Annotated in this window: 23 protein-coding genes; 8 read left to right on the top strand and 15 right to left on the bottom strand. The window is 59.0% G+C overall.

Translation table 11 applies throughout. The features are described 5' to 3' along the window. Positions 1-59 precede the first annotated feature (59 nt). Both N0Q91_RS06005 and N0Q91_RS06000 read right to left on the bottom strand, forming a co-directional pair. Positions 60-686, bottom strand: coding sequence for a hypothetical protein (locus N0Q91_RS06005; protein ID WP_100671791.1), 627 nt, complete (start codon positions 684-686; stop codon positions 60-62). Positions 687-886: 200 nt separating this feature from the next. After that, positions 887-1,600 carry a DNA helicase gene (locus tag N0Q91_RS06000; protein ID WP_127712825.1) on the bottom strand — a complete coding sequence of 238 codons (714 nt, stop codon included), beginning with the start codon at positions 1,598-1,600 and terminating at the stop codon, positions 887-889. Positions 1,601-2,356: 756 nt separating this feature from the next. On the opposite strand from N0Q91_RS06000, the gene N0Q91_RS05995 reads away from it, so the two are divergent. The 4 genes from N0Q91_RS05995 to N0Q91_RS05980 all read left to right on the top strand — a co-directional run bounded on the left by N0Q91_RS05995 (position 2,357) and on the right by N0Q91_RS05980 (position 7,651). After that, a complete protein-coding gene (locus N0Q91_RS05995; RefSeq protein ID WP_275597586.1) occupies positions 2,357-3,343 on the top strand; it encodes a helix-turn-helix domain-containing protein in 987 nt (328 codons plus the stop codon). 73 nt (positions 3,344-3,416) lie between these two features. Continuing rightward, positions 3,417-4,409, top strand: a complete 993-nt coding sequence (locus tag N0Q91_RS05990) for a helix-turn-helix domain-containing protein (RefSeq protein WP_275598093.1) — start codon at positions 3,417-3,419, stop codon at positions 4,407-4,409. Positions 4,410-4,516: 107 nt separating this feature from the next. Beyond that, a complete protein-coding gene (locus N0Q91_RS05985) occupies positions 4,517-6,052 on the top strand; it encodes a DUF1254 domain-containing protein (RefSeq protein WP_275597585.1) in 1,536 nt (511 codons plus the stop codon). 114 nt (positions 6,053-6,166) lie between these two features. Continuing rightward, entirely contained in the window at positions 6,167-7,651 is a 1,485-nt protein-coding gene (locus tag N0Q91_RS05980; RefSeq protein ID WP_275597584.1) for a DUF1254 domain-containing protein, read from the top strand. A 174-nt stretch (positions 7,652-7,825) separates the two neighbouring features. Here the strand turns inward: N0Q91_RS05980 and N0Q91_RS05975 are convergent, their stop codons facing one another. From N0Q91_RS05975 to N0Q91_RS05920, 12 genes are all read right to left on the bottom strand, one after another. Further along, positions 7,826-8,035 carry a hypothetical protein gene (locus N0Q91_RS05975; RefSeq protein ID WP_338282557.1) on the bottom strand — a complete coding sequence of 70 codons (210 nt, stop codon included), beginning with the start codon at positions 8,033-8,035 and terminating at the stop codon, positions 7,826-7,828. Further along, entirely contained in the window at positions 8,028-9,113 is a 1,086-nt protein-coding gene (locus N0Q91_RS05970) for a Gfo/Idh/MocA family protein (protein WP_275597583.1), read from the bottom strand. Before N0Q91_RS05970 ends, N0Q91_RS05975 begins: the two co-directional genes overlap by 8 nt. Beyond that, positions 9,110-9,562: a nuclear transport factor 2 family protein gene (locus tag N0Q91_RS05965; RefSeq protein WP_100671799.1), complete on the bottom strand. Its 453-nt coding sequence runs from the start codon at positions 9,560-9,562 to the stop codon at positions 9,110-9,112. Before N0Q91_RS05965 ends, N0Q91_RS05970 begins: the two co-directional genes overlap by 4 nt. 198 nt (positions 9,563-9,760) lie before the next feature. After that, entirely contained in the window at positions 9,761-10,606 is an 846-nt protein-coding gene (locus tag N0Q91_RS05960) for an SDR family NAD(P)-dependent oxidoreductase (protein ID WP_127712776.1), read from the bottom strand. A gap of 125 nt (positions 10,607-10,731) precedes the next feature. Beyond that, a complete protein-coding gene (locus N0Q91_RS05955; protein WP_018095588.1) occupies positions 10,732-11,169 on the bottom strand; it encodes a DsrE family protein in 438 nt (145 codons plus the stop codon). Between the two features lie 127 nt (positions 11,170-11,296). Further along, positions 11,297-12,262 (bottom strand): MBL fold metallo-hydrolase, encoded by a 966-nt coding sequence (locus N0Q91_RS05950; protein ID WP_275597582.1) that lies wholly within the window; start codon positions 12,260-12,262, stop codon positions 11,297-11,299. A gap of 93 nt (positions 12,263-12,355) precedes the next feature. Continuing rightward, the gene (locus N0Q91_RS05945) at positions 12,356-13,345 is read right to left on the bottom strand and encodes an alpha/beta fold hydrolase (protein ID WP_100671801.1); all 990 of its coding nucleotides are present in this window, start codon (positions 13,343-13,345) and stop codon (positions 12,356-12,358) included. An 88-nt stretch (positions 13,346-13,433) separates the two neighbouring features. Then, the gene (locus N0Q91_RS05940; protein ID WP_056584964.1) at positions 13,434-13,733 is read right to left on the bottom strand and encodes a tautomerase family protein; all 300 of its coding nucleotides are present in this window, start codon (positions 13,731-13,733) and stop codon (positions 13,434-13,436) included. 46 nt (positions 13,734-13,779) lie between these two features. Then, positions 13,780-14,778: a zinc-dependent alcohol dehydrogenase family protein gene (locus tag N0Q91_RS05935; protein ID WP_275597581.1), complete on the bottom strand. Its 999-nt coding sequence runs from the start codon at positions 14,776-14,778 to the stop codon at positions 13,780-13,782. Positions 14,779-14,900: 122 nt separating this feature from the next. Then, positions 14,901-17,768 carry an ATP-binding protein gene (locus tag N0Q91_RS05930; RefSeq protein WP_275597580.1) on the bottom strand — a complete coding sequence of 956 codons (2,868 nt, stop codon included), beginning with the start codon at positions 17,766-17,768 and terminating at the stop codon, positions 14,901-14,903. A gap of 961 nt (positions 17,769-18,729) precedes the next feature. Then, positions 18,730-18,921 (bottom strand): helix-turn-helix domain-containing protein, encoded by a 192-nt coding sequence (locus N0Q91_RS05925; protein WP_375341869.1) that lies wholly within the window; start codon positions 18,919-18,921, stop codon positions 18,730-18,732. Positions 18,922-19,684: 763 nt separating this feature from the next. Continuing rightward, positions 19,685-20,233 (bottom strand): hypothetical protein, encoded by a 549-nt coding sequence (locus N0Q91_RS05920; protein WP_275597579.1) that lies wholly within the window; start codon positions 20,231-20,233, stop codon positions 19,685-19,687. 81 nt (positions 20,234-20,314) lie between these two features. Here N0Q91_RS05920 and N0Q91_RS05915 point away from each other — a divergent pair, with 81 nt between their 5' ends. The 3 genes from N0Q91_RS05915 to N0Q91_RS05905 all read left to right on the top strand — a co-directional run bounded on the left by N0Q91_RS05915 (position 20,315) and on the right by N0Q91_RS05905 (position 22,935). Then, positions 20,315-20,968, top strand: a complete 654-nt coding sequence (locus N0Q91_RS05915; RefSeq protein ID WP_275597578.1) for a recombinase family protein — start codon at positions 20,315-20,317, stop codon at positions 20,966-20,968. 105 nt (positions 20,969-21,073) lie between these two features. After that, on the top strand, positions 21,074-21,622 hold the full coding sequence (locus N0Q91_RS05910; protein WP_275597577.1) for a hypothetical protein: 549 nt from the start codon (positions 21,074-21,076) through the stop codon (positions 21,620-21,622). 221 nt (positions 21,623-21,843) lie between these two features. Beyond that, the gene (locus tag N0Q91_RS05905) at positions 21,844-22,935 is read left to right on the top strand and encodes a hypothetical protein (RefSeq protein ID WP_275597576.1); all 1,092 of its coding nucleotides are present in this window, start codon (positions 21,844-21,846) and stop codon (positions 22,933-22,935) included. Positions 22,936-23,066: 131 nt separating this feature from the next. Here the strand turns inward: N0Q91_RS05905 and N0Q91_RS05900 are convergent, their stop codons facing one another. Continuing rightward, positions 23,067-24,887, bottom strand: a complete 1,821-nt coding sequence (locus tag N0Q91_RS05900; protein ID WP_275597575.1) for an RNA-directed DNA polymerase — start codon at positions 24,885-24,887, stop codon at positions 23,067-23,069. A gap of 185 nt (positions 24,888-25,072) precedes the next feature. Between N0Q91_RS05900 and N0Q91_RS05895 the strand changes: the two genes are divergently transcribed. Then, complete coding sequence (locus N0Q91_RS05895) at positions 25,073-25,726, top strand: hypothetical protein (protein WP_275597574.1); 654 nt, start codon at positions 25,073-25,075, stop codon at positions 25,724-25,726. The last annotated feature ends 371 nt before the right edge of the window (positions 25,727-26,097 follow it).

Genomic DNA, 26,097 nt, shown 5'->3' with positions numbered 1-26,097 from the left:
TTGGTGGCGCCGGCTTGCTTTTCGGCACCGGGTGTATGCCGCGAGCGGCCCTGCCACCGTCAATTGCTTGCGAAGCAGTAGAAGAGGCCGTCTCCGCCGGTTCCCTTGAATGCCTCGTTCGAGCAGCCGCCCCTCGTCGAATGCGACGAATTCCAGGATTTCGCCGCATCGGAATCGTCAAGGCCCGTTCGGTCGCTGTGGCCGACGATCGCCGCGCCCTCCGCGCCGCCCATTGTCCAATTGCCGCAGGTTTCCGGTGCGGCAGTTCCATCTGGTTTCGAGCCAGTCAGGATGTCGTGGCGGTTGGGGCTGTCGCCACGGCCGGGAATGACTTCGCCTTTCTCGTTGAGAGCAGTCTGCTTCGTCACGTTGTTGCCGTCGCTGTGAAGGGAGGCGACATCGTCGGCGATCTTCTCGCCCTTGGCGTTGTACCAGGGACCGTTTCCGATCCGATCCCTGGCGTTCTCGGTGTCGGTGGATAGATAGGCTCTCCAGGTCTTGCCCGTCGAACCACTCGCCGTCGCCAAGGAATTGCAGTATGCGTCGGCTCCGGCCAGTCCTCCGAGGTCGCCACCCCTGCCCGGATTTGCGCTGGTGACGAAGAAGCTCATGGAAGTGTCCTGGGCGTGTGCCGACAGTGGAGAGCAGGCCAGGACGGCCACTGTGAATGCAAGCGCGCGGTTCATGGCGATTCTCCAGCATTTCGTCAGTGAAGCGTATTGCTGAAAACGGCTGGCGTAAAATCGAAATCCTGTGATTGGAAAACCGGCAACCGTTAGGTGAGCCACGTTCATGCAAGCGCTGTCCAGAGCTGCATCGCGCCAACAGCTGTCCCTACCGGATCGACTGCCGCGACACTTCCAGGGCATCGCGGGAGTTGAGCGCGTTAGGCAACGTCTTGAAGCTGGGCCTCACCGTTATGTAGGAAACAGGCTTTGTTGAAGAGCCCCAAATCAACGAGATTTGGAAGACGAATGTCCCGAATGTCCGGCAGACGCTTGCTTTCCGGATCAAACGACCGATCTACCTGCGAAATGAATCCGAGTACAACTCCAGTCTGTTTGGCAAAGTCGCGAAGAGCCCTAACTTGATTCGACAGTGCTGGCTTAGTTCGCTGCTGATCCAGTATCTGCAGATAGTCGATCACGGCAACCGTCCCGCGCTCCGACCCCGATAAATGGCGGATGATGTAGTCCGCGCTAATATCATCAGACGTCAAGATTTCCAGCTTGTCGCAAAAACCGTGGGGTCCCTCGTCCAAAGAACGAAGGTGTCGCCTCGCCTGCTGTTCGGTAAATTCCAGCGTGAAGAAGACCGCCTTTCTGCCGTCTCGCGCAGCGTCGAGCAACAGTTGAAGGCCGAGCGTGGTCTTGCCATGTCCTGGGCGGCCGGCCATCAAGAGCAAATCACCCTTATCCAGCCGAGCTAGGATTGATCTGGACAGTGATGCCGCTGCGACTTGGGACGAGAGGAGGCTCCACCTCGCGAACCCTTCCTCACGCGCAACTTGGTCCAGTGCTTCGTGCAGGGGGACACTATTATTCCGGGCCATGAGCTTGGCTCGGCGTTTCAACTGGAAAATGGGGGCAGAAAGTTTCATCGAAGAACCTCCACTCCGAGCCAGAAGCGCAATCCCTCCTTATGCGATGCTCGAACAGATGGTTCGATGATGATGTCGTTACCCTGCATGTGCGATACTTCCCCGAAAGGAGGGAGGAGGCGTGGGCCAAGCCTGTGCTGCGGAAATTAGCGGGCCTGCCGATTCGTCACAAGACTTTCTGACAATGAGTGCCGGATACCGGTGCACGTTTCGGGTGCCCCTATTGGAGGTGAAGGAGGGGGGAGATTGCCGCCACGTTCAGGTGAGCACTGTCTAGGGCTGCACCGCGCCAACAGCTGTCACTACCGGATCGACTGCCACGACACTTCTAGGACATCGCGGAGGTGGCGTCGGTAGATGCGCGGCTGTAGGAAAGTTTTCGGGGACTGCAACGTCTCCTCGTTCCTCATCCTGTGCTCGTCACAGGGATGAGAGCAGCGCCGCGTCTGCGGCGCGGGAAAAGGTCTTTCAGCCCAAGGACTTGGTCTGGCTGGATTCCTGTGACAAGCACAGGAATGAGGAAATGAAATTAGCCGCGGCGGGCGGCCTGAACCTCAGCAGGCCTCGAACCGGGGACTATTGCCGTCAAGTTCTCGCATTGCGATGACGATGAACACTGGCCCCCCGGCAAGCGCTCCTCTATTGTATCAATCCTGGGTAGTGAAACGATCGGCGAAGCTGAAGTCGTGTTGATGGAATGCTCGCGCCGAGGCCGTTTGCGGTATGAAACTTCTCCGAAAAGAGGGCTGTTTCGGAATGGAAGGAATTCTCCAGCAGGTCCCGTCCCCCTGGCACCGTATCGAGATATCGCAAGTCGAAGACCTGTCCGATGCCGTGCATGGTGCCGGAATGGAAGCTACACAGATGGCGCGTGGCAAGCTGTCAGGGAGCCTCATATTCTCCGAGCAGGATGGCGTGACATACAGCGGCGGCTTTATAGAAGGCCGTGTGGCGCTTCGCGGACCTCTCTCCCCGGACACTCTTTCTTTGGGGCTTGGCCTTTGGCTTCCCGGATCATCCTGGCACTCGTTCACCGAGGTCAAAACTGGAGACGTGGCCATATATCATGGAGGGGACGAACACGATTCTCTCTACGCGCCGGGCTCCATGTACGCCGTAGCGACGATTTCCGCCGATCAGCTCGAGCAGGAAGCCGGAAAAAACGGAATGGTTCTGGACAGGGCTGCGCTGGGCGGAACTGGGATCCACAATCGATCCATGACGCCGGAGGTGGTAACGGCGCTTGCGGCGGAATTTAGCCGCATCCACACGGGCAACCCCGCACGGCCCGGTCTCGGGAAGATGCTGCTGAGAGCGCTCATCAATCATCTTGGTCGCCCCCCTTACAACCACGGACGCCGGGCCAACACACATCTTCATGCGAGGATCGTGGCGCGTGCCAGAGCCTACATAGTCGAACACCTTTCCGAGCCGATAGCGCTTGATGACATCGCCGCTGCCGCCTTCGCCTCGCGTCGTACGCTCTACCGCGCGTTCGCGGACATCCTCGACGACACTCCCCAAACATACGTCCGGCGTCTAAGGCTGCACAGAATAAGACGGGGCCTCGCGACTGATCGGGAACGAGCGTGCACCATCGCGGTCGTGGCAAATGAGTGGGGCATCAGCGAACTCGGCAGATTGGCGGGATGGTATCGCGAATTGTTCGGGGAACTGCCGAGCGAAACATTAGCAGCGTTCAAGCAGTCCGAATCCGCACAGGAAGGCTCGACAGCCCACTAGATTGGCAAAAGGCGCATAGAGGGAACGCTTCCTTCCTGCCATCCTCGTCTTTTGGGGATGCAAATTGGAGAGCGTGGTCCATGGCCATGTCGCAGCCTTGAAGAAGCTAAGCGGTGATCCGTTCCCGGATGCAAAGGCCGATCATTGGCAGCGCTTCCCGTTGCAAGACATCGAAGGCCTTCGAAATGCAGTACTGGGCGCCGACCTGGACGCAGTGCAAATGGCGGGGCGCAAGATCGGCGGCAGTCTCGCCTTCAGCACATATGACGGCGTGATTCTCAGTTCGGGCTTTATCGCGGGGAATGCGATGGCGAGGGGTGTCCTGTCGGACGCTGCCGTCACCGTCGGAATTGTGCTCTCCCAGGTCGGTGGATTTCGAGTTTGTCTGCGACAGGCCCCGGAAGGAACGGTGGGTATTCTCCTTCCGGGTTGCGAAGTCGACGTCCTATGCGCACCAGGATCGATGTATGTAACGGCAACTCTTGATCTGCGCCGGCTGGAGGATGGTCTTGGCCGCAGGTGTCTGCAATCCGCGGTTCATTCCAAGCCATTGGCCCAGGAAAAACTCAAAGAGCTGAGAGAAGCGTTGCTCCGGGTGCACCTGGGAGAAGAAACAGAGGCCGGCGTCCACATAGGAAGCACGATGTTGCGGGCCGTAATTTCTCACTACGCAAACGATCGTGGGACGACCACCGCAAGCCGGCCTTCGTCCTATGAAACCATCGTTCGACTGGCGCAACAATATATCGACCGGCATCTCGCAAGTCCTATATCGATAACCGATATCACGACGGCGTGCGGATCGTCCCGTCGCACCCTTTACCGCGCCTTTCTCGAGGTGCTGGGCGATACGCCCAACCACTATCTGCGCAGGCTTCGGCTGCATAGAATTCGCCGCGATCTGATGGCTGTCGATCAACTGGCGACCATATCGGCAAGCGCCAAAAAGTGGGGCATTGCCGAACACGGGCGCATGTCCGGCTGGTATCAGGAGCTTTTCGGAGAGAAGCCCAGCGCAACCGTAGCCGCACAATCCCTCCGCGCGATTTCACGGGCCTGGTTCTGAGATTGGCAAAAAACGCATAGCCGCCTGCGGGCGCGGGGGTGCATAGTCTGCCCGAAAATCCGGCATGTCGGCATTGGAACACCAACCACAGCAGAAGGCCGAGTATCATGAAACGCACGACCGCATTTCCATCGATAGCCGCTGCATTCCTTGCGTTGGGACTGACCGGTTCGGCAGCGGCCGAAGAGGCACGCTTCGATCGACTGGCCAACCTACCGTTCGAGCAGAACCGTCCCACGGCCGAGACTGCCAGGACACTGAAGGACGAGCTTCTCTTTCAGCAGGCGACCCAAGCCTATATCTGGGCCTTACCGCTGATCAACACGCTGGGCATGAGGAGCGGAGCCGAGGACGTCTTTGGTACCGGCTACAACGTGATGCCCGTCTGGAAAGAGAGGCTTGACACCAAGACAATGGTGACGACGCCGAACTCCGACCTGATCTATGCGATGGCTTTCGTCGACATGGGCGAGACGGGTCCGATCGTATTTGAGGCACCTCCGAAACTTCAGGGCATCCTGCTTGACTTCTGGCAGCGGCCGATCCCGATGGACGGCGGCAAGTTTTTCGGCGACGTCGGCCTGCCCGGCCCCGATGCGGGCAAAGGCGGTACATTCGTCATCACGCCGCCTGGCTATGACGGACAGTTACCCAAAGATGCTTATATCTACCGCTCGGGCACCAATAACCTTTTCGTATTCCTACGCGCATTCTACGACGATCCGGACAATCTCGAGCCCACCAACAAACTGGTGGAACAGGTCAAGCTCTATCCGCTGAACCTCCCCGAGAGCGAGCGCAAGCCGATGCAATTTCCGAATGCTTCTGGCGTGAACGCGAACATGCTGCCGCGCTCGGATATCTCGGCGTTCGAGCAGTTGAAGTGGCTGATCGATCGTGAAGGCCAGAATCTGGCGGGACCGGACGGTCTTGGTCTCCTCGCCAATGTCGGCCTGATCGCGAAGGAACCCTTCTCGCCCTCTCCGCAGACGCGGGCAATCCTCAACACCGCAGCGGACGTCGGCTATAAGATGAGTCGCGCCATCGGCCTTAGCGAGGAGGTCGGCGGTAAGTCGCTCCTCGTCTGGCCAGATCGGCGCTGGACCAATCCGATAAACACCGCCGCCGAACCAGGACCGGAGAAGTCGATCGACCTATCCTGGGTGAACCGGGAACACGGCTTCACGGACATCGAGCACCGGGCATGGATGTTCACGGATTACTATTCAATCAGCCCCGGTATGGTGTCGCTGACGCCGGGCCGCGGTGCCTTCTACGCAATCGCCTTCAATGATGCGGACCGCACGCCGCTGTCGGGGGACAATTCCTACAAGGTGACGCTGCCGCCTGATGTACCGGCCGAGTTGTTCTGGTCGCTGACGCTCTACGAGGCGGAGAACGCATCGGGCCTTGCGACCGAGGAGCGGCGCTACCCGTCGCTCGGCTCTCGCGACAAACCGGTCGTCAATGCAGACGGCACGATCGACCTTTACGTCGGGCCGAAGGCTCCCGAAGGCAAGGAAGCCAACTGGCTGGCGACGGCTCCCGGCCGAGGCTTCTTCGCCATCCTTCGGCTCTACGGTCCAGGCGAGCGCGCCGTCGACTACAGCTGGAAGCCGGGCGATTTCGAGAAGATCAAATGACAAAATCCCGTTCCAGGCGAGACGGCTGCCACGGCCGAGAATGCTAGCGAAATCAAAGTTCGGCGGGCCGATTGGCCGGCCCCGGACCGGAAACCAACCTGCAGGAGAACGATCATGACCGTGCTTTCCAAAATTCTGACATCGGCTCTTTTGGGATCGGCATTATGCAGCGCATCGGTCGCATGGGCTGAGGAGGCGAACCCCTTCGAGGGCGATGCCGCGGTCAAAACCCGCATCGGCGAGTTGAACTTCCAGAGCGGATATCCATCCGCCGAGACGGTGAAAAAGCTGTATGACGAGATGGACTTCCAGCGCGCATCGCAAGCTTATCTCTGGGGCATCCCGGCGGTCGGTATGAACGAATGGCGTCGCGCCCACTACAGCGTGTTCGGCGGCAAGAGCGGCGAGATGCTCACCTATCTGGACTTCGCCGAAAAATTGGGAATCCTGACGCCGAACTACACGACGCCTTACATCGCCACCTTTATCGACTTGAAGGAAACTGGTCCTTTCGTCGTCGAAGTGCCTCCGGGGTTGATCGCGGGCATGATCCTCGACCCGTGGCAGCGGGTGCTTGCCGATCTCGGCGTCGTCGGCCCCGACATGGGCAAGGGTGGAAAATACCTGATCATGCCGCCCGGATACGGACCGGTGGAGGCACCCGGCTATTTCGTGGTGCAGGCCACGAGCCGCGACGTCTTCGCCGGCTTCCGGCTGCTCGATGCCGACAAGGAAAAGGCGATCGCCGAGATGATCCCGCAGATCAAGACCTACTCCTGGACTGTCGAAGGCACTGGCGAGCCGATGCCGGCACGCGCCGCCGGTGACAAGAAGTGGAGCCAGATGCCACCACGCGGCATGACCTACTGGGACAGTCTGAACGAAGTCATCCAGCGCAACCCCATCGACGAACGCGACCGGCTGATCCTGGCTCAATTGAAATTCCTCGGCCTCGAGAGAGGGCGGCCATTCAAGCCCGACGAAAGACAGAGCAAACTGCTCCAGGACGGGGTTCTGGTCGGCGAGGCAATGGCGAAGGCGAACACCACCGACAAAAGGGTGGAGCCTCCTTTCTGGGAGGGGACCAATTGGAAGCATGCTTTGGTCGTGGCGACCGATCAGAAGGCGAACACCTATGATCAGCTCGACGAGCGCGCCGCGTGGTTCTACGAGGCCGTCGTGATTTCGAAGGCGATGCTGACCCAGACTGTGGGCGTCGGACAGCGCTACATCGCGTCCTACAAGGACGCGGACGGGGCATGGCTCTCGGGCGAGAACACCTACAAACTTCATGTCCCGGCCAATCCGCCGGCAAAGAATTTCTGGTCCGTCACCGCCTATGACGAGGCGACGCGGCAGATGCCGGTCACCGAGCAGGGACGGCCGGACATCTCATCGCGCAAGGAAGACATCGTCGCGAACGAGGACGGATCGGTCGACGTCTATTTCGGCCCGAAAGCCCCCGATGGCAAGGAGGCGAACTGGGTGCAGACCAACCCCGACAAGGGATGGTTCGCCTACTTCCGCTTCTATGGCCCGACAGAGGCGTTCTTCGACAAGTCCTGGGCGCTGCCCGACATTGAGAAGGTCAACCCGTAAGTCGTGAACTGTCGCCCTTCCTGTTTGACGACCACCATCCAGGAAGGGCGCACGCGATTGCAGCGCAACGAATTCTTTCGATACTGGAGAGACCAAGCGATCGGTTTGCAAAACCGTCCATAAGTGGTCGAACCCTTGTTTGCATTGGACCAACGGCCGTGCTCAGCCCCGAGCCTAATCCAGCTGCTCGTGGTTGGTGGCGACTTCCTGCGCCTTCTGATAGCTCTCGATCAGCAACGCGTAGGGCGGAAAGATTTTCGTGTAGATTCGCCCACTGCTGGGTATTACCGCGATGCCATGCGCGCTGTTCGCCACGTCCCGGACCTGCAGGACTTCGGGTCCTCCCGGCTCGTACATAACCAATGCCCTCATCGTCTCAGACATCGCGCGCCACTCCTCGGCTGTGCTCAACCGCATGGATAAGGCGGTGCAACTTGACGGCATCCCCGAATGTCGGGCTCTGGCGCGTGCCTGAGGTAATGTCGGACGCGAAGAGTTCGTAGAGTTTCTTGACGTTCCCCGTGAGCACGTTTTCGTCGGCACCGAAGTCGTCCGGTACGGAGAGCGAATGCAAGGTCTCGCCGTCCTGAGCGCCCATGAGTCTGAATCCACCCAGGCCCACGTAGCCCACGGGGCTTGTCAGCAACAGGTCGCCCTTGCTTCCGTTGATCTCCAGGTGAAAATTGGTCGCACGCGACAGCCCGCCGCGGAAGTGACTGGTGATCAGCGCGCCATTGGCGAGCTTGCCGGTGAAGGCGATCTGATCGGCGACCTCGAACGGGACGACCTCCTGGCTCTCGGTCATCCTGATCGTCGGGCGGCGGCTGACGAGGGTGCCGGAGACGGTCTGGAAATCCTCGTCCAGAGCGAAAGTCAGAGCGTCGATCGTATGTGCGAACGGCACGTGCAGCATGCTCGCGCCCTGGGAAGGGTCGAGCGTGTAGCGGAACGCTTCCTCGATCTCTTCGCCCCACGTGATCCCCGAACCGATGACCGTCGCGGAGAGAACCTCGCCGACATAGCCTTGGGAAACGAGCCTCCGCATATGCCGGATGGTCGGGTTTGCCCGGGTCTGGAGCCCGATCATCGCCGAGACGCCTTTCTCCAAGGCGAGCGCGTTCATGGTTTCCGCATCGCGCAGGTTCATACCGAGGGGCCACTCCGAGAACACGGATTTCCCGGCTTCCAGGGCCGCCGTCACCAGCCCAAGATGTTCCGGCACCCTGACCGTGACCACGACTAGGTCGACCTCAGGATGATTGACGAGTTCCTCCGTCGACGAAACGGCATGGTCGAAACCGAACTTCTCGGCCGATGCCTTTGCGATCTCCATGCGGGTGTGGCTCACTGCGGAAAGTCGAAACTGCTCGAGGTCACGCAACGCGGGCACATGGGCGGTCGATGCCCAACCGCGGTCCGGATGGAGGCCGATGATGCCCACTCCGATGGGGCCCTGGGTCATTGCAAACGCTCCTTGGGCGAGATTTCCAGAATGGTTCGGCGAAGCTCCAGCTTGGCTATACGCCAGTGTCCGTCCAGAAACTCCCAGGTTTCGTAATAGTGGCCGTAGCCGTGCATGCTGGCGGGGCGTTCATCGTTCGCGGGCGGGAAGACCAAGTAGTCCTCCATCGACCAGATTGCGTCGACCAGACCTTCCGCGACGCGCTCCATCTCTGCGTTGTGGACGTGATGAATCGTGCGCGCGCCTTCAAGGTAGCTGGCACTTGTCGTGACGAATTCGTCGACCGACGTGAAGGCATGGATCGTATGCCCTTCGGGATCAACGAAACGGATGGTCGGCGCGTCGGCGAAAAGCTCCCGGAATTTCTCCCAGTGCTTGGTGTCGACATATCGGCAATAGCGGGCTTTCCTCATTGCGATCTCATCGAATGCCTGTGAATTATCCTGCATTTGCATTCTCCGTTCGGAGGCCTACATAAGGCGCTCGCTCTGGACGTTTGAGGTCGATTAGTCCTGAACTGTTGTCTGATCGTCCAAAATTCACGGGTCACACTCCGGCCATGTTCAAGAAGGCGAGCTCTGTCGCGCATCGGGGGAAGCCGCACCCGAGGTGATTTTCGTACATGGAACCCACGTGTTGGAGCGTGTTCATCGGCACTCTTCCAGGAATTTCAGCGCCATATGCCAAAGTCTCTCCGCGTTGGAGGGGTCGAGCGCGTAGCCGGGAACGCCCTCCAACTTCAGCTGAGGACGGCTCTGGACGATCGGTGCCTCAGCGCAGTTCTCGAAGTAGCGCCCGTTGGTGCCCTCGACCAATGGGGAGGCAGCGACGAAGACTGACGTCGCTGCCCCCTCCTCGGGTGTCTTGCGCAGGTGCTCTGGGGTGCGGAGCCCTCCGGTGTGGCGCTGAAGGTTTGTGGCGATCGCGCCGGGGTTGAGGGCGTTCGAGACGATCCCGTCGTCCTTCCAGTGCTGTTTGATCCCGACGGAGAGCAGCGTGCACGCGGTCTTCGACTGGGCATACGCCAGCAGCGGATCATAGGGAATAAAGCGAAAGTGGGGATCGTCCCAGAATACGGGTCCGAAGAGGCTGCCGCTCGAACTCACGGACACGACACGCGCGCCCTGGGCGTTGGCAAGGTGCCGGCGGAGGCCGAGGGTCAAGGCGAAGTGACCCAGGTAATTGGTCGCGAACTGCATCTCCCAGCCTTGAGAAGAGCGCCGAAGGTCCGGCAAAGCCATGATTCCCGCGTTGTTGATGAGCGCGTGGATCGGGCCCTCCCAGTCTTCGATGAAGCGGCCGACAGAGCGGAGATCGGCAAGGTCGAGCGACCGGACCGAAATGTCGGGATTGGCCGTCCTGATCCTGAGGTCTTGCGCGACTTCCTCGGCGGCCTCCGGGCGACGGACGGCGATGACGACGGACGCGCCGGCAGCGGCGAGCGCAGCCGTCGTCTCGATCCCGATACCGCTAGCGCCTCCCGTGACGATCATGGTCTTCCCATGGAGGTCGACGTCGCTCAAGACTTCCGACGCCGTCGAATGGAATCCGAATTGTGGGACTTGAAGCATGTGAGCCTCCTGCAGATCGAGCCGTCACCCGGACGGAGCGCGTGAAGTCACTCGGTGATTTTGACGAAACCCTGCTGCACGAGCTGGATCGTGCGCGCCATCGCGTCGAGGTTGATCTTGATGTGGGGAAGGAGGTCGGCGTTGCCCCATCCGTTGACCTTGGCGGTCGCCCCGCAGAGCTCGACCTTCACGCCGACATCTATGAGATCGGAGACGAGCTTCTTGTACGGGTTGCCCGTGGCGATGTTGCGGGAGGCGTTGTAGGCGGCATCGTCGAGGGTGACATGGCCGGCGTTGGTGTGGAAGACCACGATGATGTCGGATGCCGCCTTCCAGTTCGCGATGTCCGTTGTGATCAGTTGGAGATGGAACAGCGCCGCGGGAAGATCGCCTTCGAACTCGAGGCCTCCGATGCTATGGACGGATTTCACTTCCTTGAGCTCGACCGGAATGTCGATGAAGAGCGCGCTTTTCGCTTCGGACATGGCTGTCTCCTGAGGGTTCAGACTGCTGCGACGGTTTGATGCCGGGACGCCCCGATGGGGGCGTCCCGTTGGCGCGCGGGAGGATGGGGAGGGACGCGCCAGGAAAACGGTTATTGCGGGTCAGGCGTTACACGCCCTCGTAGACCAGCTTGGTGAAGAACGCCGGGTCGATTACGAATTTGCCCCACTTAGCGTCGAAAGCTGCAGTGGGCTTGGCGGCTACGGTCTCGTCTTTTGAACGCCCCTCGCGCTTGAGCGCCGCGACGTTTTCCCGGATGGCGACGAGCATGTCGCGGAAGGCCTGGAGCTCCGCCCGGTTACTCACGGGGTTTCCGTGGCCGGGAATGATGATGGTCTTGTCGGTCGAGGCGGCCAGATTGGCGTCGGACGCGGCGATCATCCCGTCGATGCTGCCGCCCGTCGAGTGGTCGATAAAGGGGTAGATGCCGTTCCAGTAGGTGTCGCCAACATGGAGGACATCCGCTTCGCCGAACATCACGGAGATGTCGCCGTCCGTATGCGCCGGGCCGTAATACTTCATGTCCAGCGACTGGCCGTTCAGCTTGAGCGAATGCTCCTTCGCGAAGACATGCTTGGGCACGCCGATGGGCTCCAGGGCCAGGAAATTGTAGTCCCAGTCCTCGACCCTGTGCACCTGCGAGAGATATTTGCGGGTGTTCTCGTGGGCGATGATCTTGGCTCCACCCGCGCCAAGCCACGGGTTTCCGTCCGCGTGGTCGAAGTGCCAGTGGGTGTTGATGAGGTGGGTGACGGGCTCGGCGGAGATCGCCGCGAGCGTCTTCGTCATCTGCGTCTTGGAGACGCTGATGCCTGCGTCCACCATGAAGAGGCCGTCTTTGCCGTCCAGGACCGCTATGTTGCCGCCGGAGCCTTCGAGGACGGTGACGTTTCCTCGCAGTTTGTGGGTGGCGATCTTGGCACTGGCGGCGCTATCCTTGATGAGGCTCACCAAGCCGCGCGCTTCGGCGTAGGTGGCGCGGGGACTCATCCAGCCACTGGTAGCCGCGAAGCCCGCCGCCCCGATGCAGCAAAGGCAAAATCCACGACGGGAGAGCATGTGTTCGGATTTCATGGCATACCTTTCCGCAGCCGGTCGCAGGCGAGCCGACGGCTATCCAGCTGAATTTGTGGGAGGTAGGGCAGACCTCGCGGCCTGCCCGGGGCGTCACGCTTTGATAAAGGCCAGCAGGTCGGCGTTAATCACGTCGGCATGCGTCGTGAACATTCCATGCGGATAGCCGTCGTAGACCTTGAGCTTGCCGTCCTTGAGCAGCTTCACGGACAACTCCGCGGAGTCCGCGATCGGAACGACCTGGTCGTCACTGCCGTGCATGACCAGAACGGGCACGTCGATGATCTGGAGGTCCTCCGTGAAGTCGGTCTCGGAAAAGACCTTGATGCATTCGTAGTGGGCGTTCGCTCCGCCCATCATCCCCTGTCGCCACCAGTTGCGAATGGTGCCTTCCGATATGGCTGCGCCGGGGCGGTTGAAGCCGTAGAACGGGCCGCTGGCGATATCGAGATAGAGCTGCGCGCGGTTCGCCGCCAAAGCAGCACGGTAGCCGTCGAAGACCTCGATCGGAAGTCCGCCGGGGTTCTTAGCAGACTTGACCATAACGGGAGGAATGGCGGAAATCAGGACGGCCTTGGCGACCCGGCCCTTGCCGTGCCGGGCGACATACCTTGTGACTTCGCCGCCGCCCGTCGAGTGGCCGATGTGGATCGCGTCCCGGAGGTCGAGCGCTTCGGCAAGCGCCGCGACATCGGCGGCGTAGGTGTCCATATCGTTGCCGCCGGACGTCTGGCTGGAGCGTCCGTGCCCTCGCCGATCGTGGGCGATGACGCGGTAACCCTTACCCAGGAAGAAGAGCATCTGGTTATCCCAGTCGTCGGCGGAAAGCGGCCAGCCGTGATGGAAAACGACGGGCTGCGCGTCCTTGGGACCCCAGTCCTTGTAGAAAATGTGCGTGCCGTCTTTGGTCGTGATGCTGTTCATGGTCTCGCTCCCTTCAAGGATTGGGGTGGTTGGATTCGACGAGGCCGTGGCGGCCAGTACTTCCAAAGGAAGCGTCGCTGCAAGTGCGACGACGGCGGTTCCTGTCAGGACTTCACGTCTCGTCGCCGTGAGCATCGGAAACGCTTCTCTGGTAATCATATCTCTTCCCGCAGTGGCGTGAACACGGCTCCGCTATCGGCCGGATTACGCCCGGCCGCTTTATTGTGGTCGCCGTTAGTGAATGGGATCAGCCCAGGACAGGTGCCGCCGCGGCCCATTCCTTTCGGGTCGTCGGCGTGCCGTCGATCATCTCAACCACCTCTTTGGACTTCGAAAGTGTCGTCATCAGCGATTTGGGCCCCTCGAACGGGCGGCCGCCGATGTGCCAACCGTCGGTGTGGAGCTCCTCGATCAGGACCCACACGACCTCGCGGAAGGCTTCCGAGCCTTCGAACTTGACCATGACGTCGGTCAGGGCCTTAGCCATGGCGTGCTTCTCTTCCGGCGTGAAGACGCCGTCAACCAGTTTCACATTGACAAATGGCATGACGTAATTCCTCCAAGCGTTTGGATGAGTTGGCGGTGGGTTCCGGCTACTCGGCGACGTCGACGACGATCTTCCCCCTGGCAGTCCGGTTCTCGATTTCGGCATATGCTTCGGCGACGGTTTCGAAGTTGAAGCGGCGCGCGTCGAGGAGAGGTGTGACCTTTCCGGCTTCGACGAGGCGCTTGGCCTCGCGCAGGATCGCTCCATGATGGGCGCGTCCTTCTCCGGTCAGGATCGGCAGCAGCGTGAAGACGCCTGAGTAGCTCGCAGCCCGGAAGGAGAGCGGAGCTAGTGAGTGGGTGCCCCACCCGAGGCAACTCACGACGTGTCCGAAGCGGCTCACCGCATTGAAAGCGGCGTCGATCCCGGACCCGCCCACGGTGTCGTAGACGACGTCGAAGCCGCGTCCGCCTGTATGGTCCTTCACATACTCCTCGGCGGTCTGATCGCGGTCGATTGCTGTAGCGCAGAGCTCCTCGATTTGGCTGTGCTTGGACGACTTGTCGACCGCGAAGACCTCGGCTCCCAAAGCGCGCGCGATCTGGATGGCGACATGGCCGACACCGCCGGCACCGATCACGAGCACCTTCTGCCGCGCCTTTACGTCCGCGCGATCCACGAGACCTTCCCACGCGGTTATGAAGACAAGCGGCAGCGCCGCCGCTTCGCGCATGGTCAGGTTGTCGGGCTTGGGTGCAAGCAGGTCGGCGTCGACGGTGACGAAGGTGGCCAGCGAACCCTGGAGACCACCGACACCGCCCGTCATTCCGAAAACCTCGTCGCCGGGCTTGAACGCGGCGACGCCGTGTCCTACGGCCTCGACGACGCCGGAGACGTCCATGCCGAGAATGGCCGGCAAGGGATGCCGCGCATGGGGAGCCTGGCCGCTCTTAATCTTGAGATCAAGCGGGTTGACGCTACTCGCCTTGACCCTCACCAGCACCTCGCCTGTCACCGGCGCTCGGCAGGCCATCCTGGTGCGAACGAAATGCGAGTTGTGTTCATTCAGGACGAGGGCGTCCATGGTGGTTGCGGTGGTCTTCATCTGCTTGCCTTTCATGCGGTCGACGACTATGCGACGAGCAGAAGATGCAGACCGATACGTTGTTGGGCCAGTGAATCATGGTGAATTCTTGTGACAGCGCCCGCACAGCCCCACCTGAGGGGTCAGGCCATCCGCGAGAGCAACTCCCTGACGGAGGCTAGGTCGGCCGTTTCAAACCCCTCGGTGAAACGCGCGTAGACGCAGGCTAAGGTAGCACGCGCGTCGGCGGGGTATCCGTGGTCGCCCGCCAGCTTGGCCAGGCTCGTTGCCGCCCGAAGCTCCCAGGAGATCGCGTCCTGCCGCCGCGCCACTTCAAGAGCGCGGAGATAGCAACGCTGGACGGCTTCGATATCGCCACCGCCGCGGAGCATCACATCGCCCTTCAAACGGTGGAGTTCGGAGACGCACCAGAGTTCCTCCCTCTCTTCGCTGGCGTTTATCGCCGCCTCGACTACCGTGCGGGCTTCGGCATGCTGTCCGAGCAAAGAGAGACCGTCGGCCAAAAAGCCTAGAAATCTCACATTGTAGAGATTGAAGAGTTTGACACGCGACAGTTCGGTCAGTCCGTTCCGCAACAGGGGAACGCCTCTGTCTGGGAGGCCCCGCTGTATCAACAACGTCGCCTTCCAGCACCGCCCAAACACTTCCCATGGACCGAGCGCGTTCGTCTTTGCAAGATCGATGAGTTCAATGACGGCCGTATCCGCTGCCGCAAAGTCACCCACATGGACCAGGATAGGACAGGACCAGCGCGCCAGGGCCTCACACAGCGAGATCGCATGGCCGGAGGCGCGGGCGGCTTCGACGGCGCTATCTACTGCCGCGATCGCCTGGATTGGAAGCCCTTGTACCCAAAGCAGCTGAGCGGGCTGGATTTTCGCGGCGACCGACTGACCGAACCTGAAGCGAACCGACCCTGCGGAGGCGGTCTCGGCCGAGGTGTCGTGTGTCATCATCAGGTCTGCGTGACGGCGGGAACCGGGGAAGTCGCCGACACAAAACAGTGTCATGGAGAGCATTCGATCGCCAATGAAACGGTCAAGGCCGCTGCCGCCGAGCGCGACGAAACGTTCCGCGGTTCCCAGCGATTCTCTGTATTCGCCCATGCCCACCTGGGCCATCCACAGGCCCCAGAGGGCTTCGGCTTGGGCGTCGAGATCGCCGAACTCTTTCGATATATCGAAAGCCTTCGCGAAGGCGGCGAGAGCTTGCGGGGCGAAACCGATTTTAAACGCCTGCGACAACCCCAACGCTCTGTAGAGCTGCGTGATTTGTCGGGCTTGGTCGTCTCTTCGCTCTCCGGGCGCGATCCCAAGTAACGCGCGCTGAACGCTCGTCATGCATTCGTCGACAAGAGAAAGCTGGTACCAAATGGGAATTGCGGCCACTGTGATCGCAAGGCCGATCTCGACGTCGCCGCCCTCTGCGTAGGCCCAATCAAGAACGAAGCGAACGTTGTTGATATTGGACGCGTATTTCAGCATCCATTCTTCGTTCGGAAGGGTCTCGACCTCGTCCTGCGAGTGACTAAGGATTGTGCACAGATATTGCGCCAGATGGCGGACGAGGGCATCGGTCTCTCCTTCTTGCCGAAGTTTGTCCAAAGCGAACGCTCGTGTCGTGTCGAGAAGGCGGTACCTGACGCCTTTCCCTTGTTTGTCGACCGATACGAGGGACTTGGCGACGAGGTCCGCCAGGCGTGCCGGCACATCGGGCTGCGGGTTGTTTTGATCGGTGGCGACCGCCACGGCAGCTTCCCGTCCGAACTCTCCTCCTAATATCGCTAGGCGACGCAGGACCGTCTGCTCTCGAGCCGAAAGTGCTCCGTAGCTCCACTCGATCATAGCCGCCAAGGTTTGGTGACGGGGAAGAGCCGTGCGCCGCCCACCTGTCAGCAGTAGCAGGCGATCGTTCAGAAGTTCGGCAATGCCGCGCGTGCCGAATGCCTCGACCCGTGCCGCGGCGAGTTCGATTGCCAGAGCGATCCCGTCAAGCTGCCGACATATGTGCGCCACGACCGGAGCTTCGTCGTCATCGAAGGAATACCCGCTTCCGGAAGAGGCAGCCCGCTCCACGAACAGACGGATGGCTGGATATTTCAATGCGTCGTCGGCGGTCAGGACGACTGCCGATGGCGGCATGTCGAGAGGTGGGAGCCTGTAAACACTTTCGCCCTCCACTCGCAACGCTTCGCGACTGGTTGCCAGAATCGCGACTTCCGGTGCTTCACGGAGCAATGTTTCCGCCAGTCGTGCGGCGTCCTCGAGGATGTGTTCGCAGCTGTCGAAAACGATCAGCATTCTCTTTCCGCGGAGAAAGCCGATCAGGCTCCTCGTCGGATCGTCCGATGTCTCTGTCAGCCGGAGTGCCGAGGCCAAGATAGACGGGAGCAGCTGCGGATTCGTTATCGGAGCCAGGTCAAGGAAACAAATGCCGTCTTTGTGCGATGACAGGAGCTGGGCTGCCACGCGAATGCCGACCGTCGTCTTGCCCATGCCGCCAGGCCCGACGATAGTGACAATCCGGAATCGTTGGAACCGCCCTTCCACGATCTTGATCGCTTCTTCGCGCCCGATCACCTGCGTAAGTTGCTTCGGAAGGTTGTTGTCGACTAATTCCCCTGCAGCAGGTTCGAGTGGCATTCGGGTGACCGGAGCAACGAACCGATAGCCTCGCGAGGGAACGGAGACGACGTAGCGGGGAGTTGCCTGGTCGTCGCCGAGCACCTTTCGGAGCAATGCGATCTGCGCCCTTAGATTGGACTCCTCCACGGCCGCATTTGGCCAGGCCCTTGCGGTCAAATCGGCTTTGCTTACAAGCTCGCCCGCCTGCTCCACCAACGCGATCAGTATCTCGAGCGCGCGCGAGCCGATCGACAAGGGTTCGCCTTCCTTCAGCAGAACATGTCTGCCAGGATAAAGGGAGAATGGCCCGAAGGTGACCGCGACGTCAGCTATAGCAGTTCCGGCTGGGAGTGCCTGCCCTTCCATTGCATCATCCTGAATGACCGTTGAAAATTTGATACGGACTGAGCGCTACGTCAGTCCAAAATTGGTGATTCTGAAATAAAGACGCCCCCGGCGCACATTTATGCTTCCGAAGAGGGACGTCGTCCATCGATTTTCATCGAGTTTGTCAAGATTACGTGGCTTTGGTCATGAGACCATCGGGAACGGGCCGTTTTTGTCAAGCTCTCTTAGGTTCTAAACCTGTCAGACCGACAGTCTCGCGCCAAAGCCTTTCGGCCCTTTCTGGATCGACGGCATATGGGCGTACTCCATCGGGTCCATCGGGACTGATTGCCGCTATGTCGCAGTTCTCGCAATAGACACCGCCTATCGCTTCAAGTTCCGGCGCGGTGGCGCACCAAACCGCAGTGAAGCGCCTTGTTCCACCGTCTTCATATCCCTGTCCGGATCGATTATCGGTGAGCCGTCAGGCGCAAGGGCTCCTGACGGCGCTCCGAAGAAGCGATACCGCTCGGGTCTAACTGGGTCTTCAGCCTTGCATCGACGAGACTGCGCAGGTCTGGGTCACGAGCGCGAACCCTCGGGCCATCCCGCGGCGGTCTTTTTTTGCCCGAAGAGTTCAGCCGTCGATGGCGGTGAGTTCAGACGTTCGTGCGGGGCTATAAGAAAAATGGTGGGCCCGGAGGGAAACCCCAAGAAAAGAAAATTCTTCAATCAAAACAAGTAGTCATACCCCTGCTTGCGTAGCGAATGTGTAGCAGATTTGTGGGCGCGTCAAGGCGGGAACCACACGCCGCGCATCTTTCAAGGGAAGCCGTGTCACGACTGGTCAGCCCGATGCTGCTGCCGGTGGACGCTTTATGGCGTTGGTGATCAGCTATTCATTTTCTGCCCGGCGACAGCACTACCGTTGTAATGTTTCGCGCCAACTGATGGGAAATATCGCCTTCTAGGGGCCGCGCGCTCGACATACCGATGACGATTAACCTGCCTTTTTTCGCCCGCCTTTAAGGGCTGCGGGAGGCGTGGCACCTTCTGTCGGCTTCACGAAAAATTCCGACAGTTCCACCGAGAGGGCTCGCGCGAGCTTGTCGAGGACGTCAACTCCGGCGTTGGCGGTTTGACGCTCAAGCTTGGCAAAGTAGGCGCGATCCACGCCTGCGTCGGCGGCCAACTTCTCTTGGGAAAGACCCTTCGAAACTCTGATCCGACGTAAATTCCAGGCGAGAAGCGCACGACCATTCATCCCCACAATGAAGCGGTCTGGAGGCAATTAACCCACTGGCGATCGCCACAGGATTTCGCTATCTAAAGGTTGCATGTGCTGGGGGTTGATGATGGAAAAGAAAAACTACGCTGCCGATAACCTTGTTTGGGGACAATCCTGCTAGTCCTGGCCTACTGGTACTTCTCGTCGGGGAAGAGCCCAATCCAGCCGACACAGCGGCAACCACCGCCGCCCTCGAAAAAAGGACGCTGAGTGCGCCGCAGACTTGGATTGCTGGGCTAGCAAATGGCAAGCGCGAGCCGGCCTCGATTGCCAGGAACCAGTTCAACGTCTGGCAAAGAACAACTTCGAATGGACGGACGGCTGGACGGAACCGAAACTGCCCCGAGCGCTGTGGCTTGATCAAAGCGAGAAGACCGTCACTTATGTGGGTGACAAGATCAAGTTTCAGAATGGCTTCGGGGCGTGGATCATTCACACCTATGAATGCGATTATGACCCGACGACACGCACCGTCTTGAGCGTCCGCGCAAATCCTGGCCAACTTTAAGGTGGAAGTTCGCTAATCAATGGGTCCCGAGCCTAGTAGGATTGGGGCGGAGAGCCGTAGGCCGAGATAAACCCAGCTCCCCGCCTGTGACGTGACCGAGGCGCAGCCTGCCGTCACGTCGATCGCAAGCGCGCCCACGCACGCCGCGCACTACTCACATCAGACGGTCGGGCGGAAGCCGCGATCGCCAGAGAAATTATCGAACCATGAAATCAGTCCAAGCTGTTCGAGCTCGGTGCGCGCCTCTTCGGCTTCCTTTTCAGGGAGATCGAACGCGCTGGCGATCTGCTGCACGACTACATCGATCAAACGGCTTCCGCCGAATTGTTCGTCCATCCGGACCACATGATCGAGCAGGCGGGCGGCGTTATGGGACAACCGACCCTCGACCGACTTAAGGCGCGGATGCAGTGCCGCCCGATCAGCCTTTGCACACCGCACCGGAGCGGCGACGGTACTGGCGCCCACATCCAGCATGTTGCGGCGGACTTCGACGGTTTTCGAGACGCCGATCGCCGGAGAATGCCGGCTGCCGAATATTGCGAGCTTGTCGTCCATCGCCTTCGCGCGGGCGACGTTTTCTGCATGGGCCTGGGAGCGGGTGGTCATGGTGCAAATCCTTAGTTCAACAGGTCTGGACGATAGCAAAATGTTAGCTTCCCCGCAATTTGCAACTCGTTGCAAATATTTGAAATTATTGACAAACACTCATACATATGTTCTAAATTCTTGAGAATAAAAAACAGAGAGGGCGGCCGAGTGGCGACCACGAAGGGAAAGACGAAGGCAGTGGCCTATCTGCGGACCTCGTCGGCCGCAAATGTCGGCTCAGATAAGGACAGCGATCGGCGGCAGCGGGAAGCCATCACTGCCTTCGCCAGACGCGACGGCTACAGCATCGTTGATGAGTTCTATGACGCGGCCGTCAGTGGTGCGGACCCGATAGAGACCAGGCCCGGCTTCTCCGCGCTCCTGGACCGCATCGAGGGCAACGGCGTGCGTGTTGTGATCGTAGAGGATGCCAGCCGCTTTGCTCGCGACCTGGTCACGCAGGAATTGGGCATCCTCGCTTTGATCGGCCGAGGCGTCACCGTGCTCACCAGCACCGGCGACGATCTCACCCATACTGAGGACCCGTTTAAGGTCGCCATGCGGCAGATTGCAGGCACCTTCGCTCAGCTCGAAAAATCTCGCCTGGTCGCAAAGCTCCGAGCCGCTCGTGAACGCAAGCGGGCAACCGGCGCGAAGGTCGAGGGCCGGAAGTCCCATGCAGAGCGCACGCCCCACCTGGTCGCCCTGGCACGCCGCCTGCACCGTAAGGACCGGAAGGGCAATCGCCTATCGCTGCGCGAGATCGCGGCCGAGCTGGCAACGCGAGGCCATGTGAGCACCAGCGGCTCCCCGTTGTCGCCGTCAGTGGTCCGGAGCCTGATTGCCCGGTGAGCCGTTGCAGAAAACTACATGGATAAAGAAAATGGTCGAGAGACCCCGCCGCAACCGTGTGACGCCGTTCGGGGACATCGAGGCGACCTCGCACCGGGGAGGCTCATGGGCAACCGGGGCGACCTGCACGCCCCAGATGGCACCGTCTGCCGTCCCTGGAAGCTCAAGCGCTGGATATCGTGCACCCTGCACTCACCGGCCGGTCACCGGGTCGCATTCGACACGGCTGGCAACTACACGCCGCTTTTCTTCGCAGATGAGACGACCGCCCTGGCGGCCGGTCATCGCCCGTGTGCCTCGTGCAGGCGACCGGCCTATGACGCCTTCCGTGAGGGCTGGCAGGCCGCATTCGGCGACAAGCCGCCAGCCGTCGAGATTGACGGCACCCTGCACCAGGCCCGCATTGACGCACGTGGCCACAAACGCACGTTCGTCGCCTCCCTCGGGGAGTTGCCTGACGGCGTCTTCGTGGCGGGCGAACGATCACCTGGCGTCGCGTTCCTGGTGCAAGCTGGCGGCCTGTATTCCTGGTCGCACGCTGGGTACGGCAAGCCGATATACGACGTGCCCCGCAACCGCCCGGCTAGAGTGCTGACACCCGCCCCTATCGTCGCCATTTTGAAGGCCAGGCCTATCGAAACTTTGATACTATAGTATGGCCGAGTGTTCGTCTAAACCATTGATTTTGCAACGGGTTGCAATCTTTTTGGCGAGACGCGAGGTTCCGCAAATGCTATGGATGAGAGACCAGAAGGTCGCGGTTAGCTCCCGTCGATTGACCGGCCCGACTGTATAGGGCGAGCGCTTCCTCAAAGCCTCTTCTTCCCCCCTTCGCAGTCGGCCGGTCCTGGTAATTGGAAGAAGAGGAACCCCCCATGCCCACAAATCGCGCCCACGCGCATTCCGCCACGATCATTCCGTTTGCTGACGCTCGCGCTAGCCATCCCAGAAGTTTCGAAGCGCGCAAGCATGCCGGAATTGACCCACTCGAAGAGGCATCGTGCAAGGAACCGGAAAATGAGCAAAAATCGAGCAAATTCAATCGTGAAACAAAGGCAGGATCACGGATAGGTTACACGGTAACCCATCCCAAATCCTGTGAGGCTTGCACGCATATCTCCGACGAAGAATTGGACGACTTCGTAGAGCAAAATTCAGTGCGTACGCTTCGCAAGCTGTTTCCGCATGAGCACTCATCCCATACCGGCATGCTCGCCCGCGCGAAGCAGGAAAAGGCAATCGTTCACGATGACTTGCGCCCGTTCAAATTTTTTCTCCAACACTTACGGCAGGCGCCCTCTCGATCGCATACCGTAGACCGGATCAACACCGCCGATCTAGAATACGCACCTGGAAAGGTGCGCTGGGCGACAAAAGCCGAGCAAGCACAGAACCGGATGACCTCAATTACGTTGCCATACAAAGGCTCGGATTTACCGTTGCCGCAGGTCGCGGCGCTCACCGGTCAGAAACCCGACACTCTGCGTCACCGTCTACGCGCCGGCTGGCGAAAAGAAGAGGCCGTGGCCGGTACCCGCACAACAGGTGCATCGCTCACAAATTCTGGTTGGCCCACCGGCGCAACTCCGAGCACCTGGGATGGCCCGTTTAAAGGCTGGTCTGCCTGTTACGGTGGCAAGGCATCATCACCAGCAACACGTGCGGTCTTCTTCTGCTGGATCGTCGGCAATCGCCTCGCGTATCTTCATCGCAAGCTCAGCGCCAATTTTCCCGAATGGTTCTCTCATGATGCAGACCCAGATGACGATAGCCCGCTTCCACAGCCCGTCATCGAAAGCGGATGCTATCAGCAGTACCTTCTTTTCCAGCCTATGTTCGAGGAAGCGTATGCTCAACTTGCGCAGGACCGGCAACAGACAATGCTCCTCGCCCAACTTCGCAAGCATCATCGCTCTGTAACGGAACCACGACTGGCCCGTGAGGCGATCATGCAGAAGAAAAGATAGCCTCGCCCCGATGCAGCTCCCGCAGCCAGGCGAGAGACCGGCGTCGAGGATCATCCGGAATAGTTTCTGTGGCCCCAGCAGACTTACGCCGTCGGCTTTGCTGTATTCAGGAATATCATCGGCGAACACCGCTATTTCTCAAGCGGCTTCATCGGAGTGTTCTTCGCATAGTAGGGATCTTCGAAAGCAATCGCGTGCTTCTCCCAAAGCTGTAAACGAGCCTGAACCGGAACACTTTCGTTCTGTAGAGCCGACGCTACCATCAGGAGCTTTGCGTGCGAAATACGATTTGGAAGCGACGGATTAGGAGCCATGATGAACGGTTTTACGGCGGAAAATCCTACTTGCGTTGAACTTAGTTCCTTATGAAAAGAAAGAACTTGTTGCGCTGGCTTTGAGCCCGAACGAAGAATTATATTCTCGTACTTGGCTAACTGGTTTGTCCCGAAAAACCGGGGAAAGAGGCCGCCAACCGTTCTCGACACCGTCTCCTTCGTTCTCCAAACGCTCACGTTGCCTTCAATCAGCGATATGAGGTCATCAGCGCTGCCATACTTCGAAAGTAACCACGCTGCTCCGTTGAAGCCGAGCGGTGTCTTTAACGGCAGCCCGGTTGCTATCGTTTTAATGTGACCGTCGGTCGTTGCTTGATCTTGCAGCCGCGCCGTAACCAAAGCATTGCAAATCTGAATAGGTCCAATGTCGTCGACTAGATGATCGTCGGAAACTAGCTCGGTCAAAATGGACAAATACGTATCCGGCGATGCGGAATTCACCCACCAGTTCAGTGCCACCTGTCTAGAGTTGGGCCAGTTCAGAAGGATGCTTCGAAAGTCTACGGGTTCCATAAGGCCACCCGTTCGCCGGAGATAGTTGACCGACCTCTTGAGGATCTTCTCGCCGTTTCCAGTCGCAAAGCACTGCCCCCGCAGGCCCCACCCTATGCCGAAGTTGAGAAACTTGGCCTCGTGAGCACAGGAAGAGCCTCCGCTCTCTTTTGATTTGATCCGTTCTTCCAAACCGTCAAGAAAAGCGTTTTCGCGGATCTTAAAGTGCTTCGCCGCTTCTTCCCTATTAAGGATTTTGGTTTTTCCGGTATTGAGCCTCAACTGCCGCGTTTGTAGCGCCAAATCCAGATCCCGAAGGGCTCGCTTAGCGCTGGCGCGGCTGTCCACACCAATGTCGATATCGTCCATGTACCGGGCAAAGTTTACGGTCAGACCATTCTTGAGAAGGCCGTCAATCTCAAAGAGAAAACAATGGGCCAGCAGCCGGGGAGCATCCAAATTCATCTGAGGCAATCCAGTTTGAACCCGAGGCATGTAGTCAGGCTGCCAAAGCATGTGGGATAGCGTGTAGATTAGAAGATCCAGAGCGTGCTCTCTGGCAATTGATAGATCAGCAAGAATGTTTCTCAAGTGATCGTAAGATATGCAGTCATAATAATTGGCTATATCGGTTACGATGACATAGTCGCACGCTTCGGAGAAACCTATTATTTTTTCCTGAAAGTTCAGCCACGCGTTCACAGGGCCGTATTCGTTCTCCAAGCCTTTCAGAGGTTTCGAAAAAGCCTGATCTTGAGGCGCATAAAAGGCGTTCTGTGAAGGAGCCTTTTCTTTAAGTTCAACCCATAACGCGTCAGACAAGGCTTGAAGGACTAGTGCGTCCTTGACGTTAGGGATTACGAGTTGTCGGCATAGCCCCTTCGACTTTTCCGAAAGTAGCCGGAGCACGGCCCCCGGAACATATTCCCCCGAGAGTACCTCCGCTTCGATAGTTTCACAGTTCACGCTCAATCCAATGTGGAAATCAAGATGTTCAACTGGGTCCGGGATGGGTTGAGTTCGTGCTGCGTCGCGAACCTTGGACTTCCACGTCAATTTCAGCCGGGTGCTGTTGATTACGTCTTTGAGATCGGGCTTCTTCTGCGAGAATTTTGGCGATTGCATTCTTAACGTATTCCCCCGGAATGATAGTGGGCTATAAGCCGCAAGCGCTTACTTCTGGCTTGTCCTCATCGAGGCTCTCATCCCCTACCCGCTGAAAGCGTCTAACACCCTTCACTTAAAATTTCACACCATTGCGCTCTGGTCGACTGCAACCTAGAAATGAAGTGGAAAAACGGAGTATTGCAATGCCAATGCCTGAACAGCTTCAGCATGACGTCATTAATTATGCTGAGCGGGATTTACCTCTGAATGAGGTCAACGGAGGCCTGTTCGATTTCATATCTGATGCCCACTTGGCGGGTCGCCTTATGGAGGAGTTCAAATCCGCACGCTATCTTTATAAAATCCTTGAAGGGCTAAGCGCCAAGGACTGGCTACAGAGAGCGCAAGTGCGGATACAGGTGTTGCTTTATGCGTCAATTTACGAAGCTGTACTCCATCACGTCTTGTTCGATCGATTGAGATCTGATCCGAGGGTCGAAAAACTCATGAAATTTGACCGGCTCATAAAGATTTCCGTGCCGCAAGCAAAGCAGGCCGCACTCGATAAGCATCTCTCTCACGATGGCAAGAAAATAGTTCCAACCTATGAGGGAGTGGGAGCGAACGATGAGACAAAGGTACGATTTGACGCCAAAGCTAAGTGCGCCGCAGAAATCGGAATTATAACCGAGACGCTTTGTGCAGAATTAATCGAGATTTACGAAGCCCGAAATGCCATACACTTACATGCCGAGATCAAGAAAAACCTTCAGTACGAGCTTGCTCTTTCTCATCGAGCTTATCGGCGGATGCTGCCATTTCGTGATCAGGTGAGAGACTTCTTGGCTCGCACATAAAAGGCACGGATAGGACATGCCCGGACAAGCAAAGCGAGGCATAGAGACGTGCCATCCCAAGGCCAACGAGGCAAGTTTGAAAGCCCTCGGATACCACGAGGTCAGGTAAGGCTCTATGGCGCAGTGGGACAACTCGGACAACGCTGAAAAAAACGACCTGCGAATGAGGTCTCTGGTAGAGCAACTCGCTCGGTTCGGAAGCTCAAGGGCTCCCCTTCAGGCTGAGATAGACGGCAACCGGGTGGTCGTTGCGGGTACGCAAATTTTTTCAATTCCGAGCGCATGGTGTTTTCGTGAGTTTCTTATCTCATATGGTCTCCAATATATCGGGCGCGAAATCGTTGACGCGGAAACAGATCGTTCCGCCCCGC

Origin of the sequence: Sinorhizobium prairiense, from assembly GCF_029201645.2 — a bacterium.
GTDB classification, from domain to species: Bacteria; Pseudomonadota; Alphaproteobacteria; order Rhizobiales; family Rhizobiaceae; genus Sinorhizobium; species Sinorhizobium meliloti_A.
The sequence above is the reverse complement of the archived record's forward strand: the minus strand, read 5'-3'. Positions and strand labels throughout refer to the sequence as shown.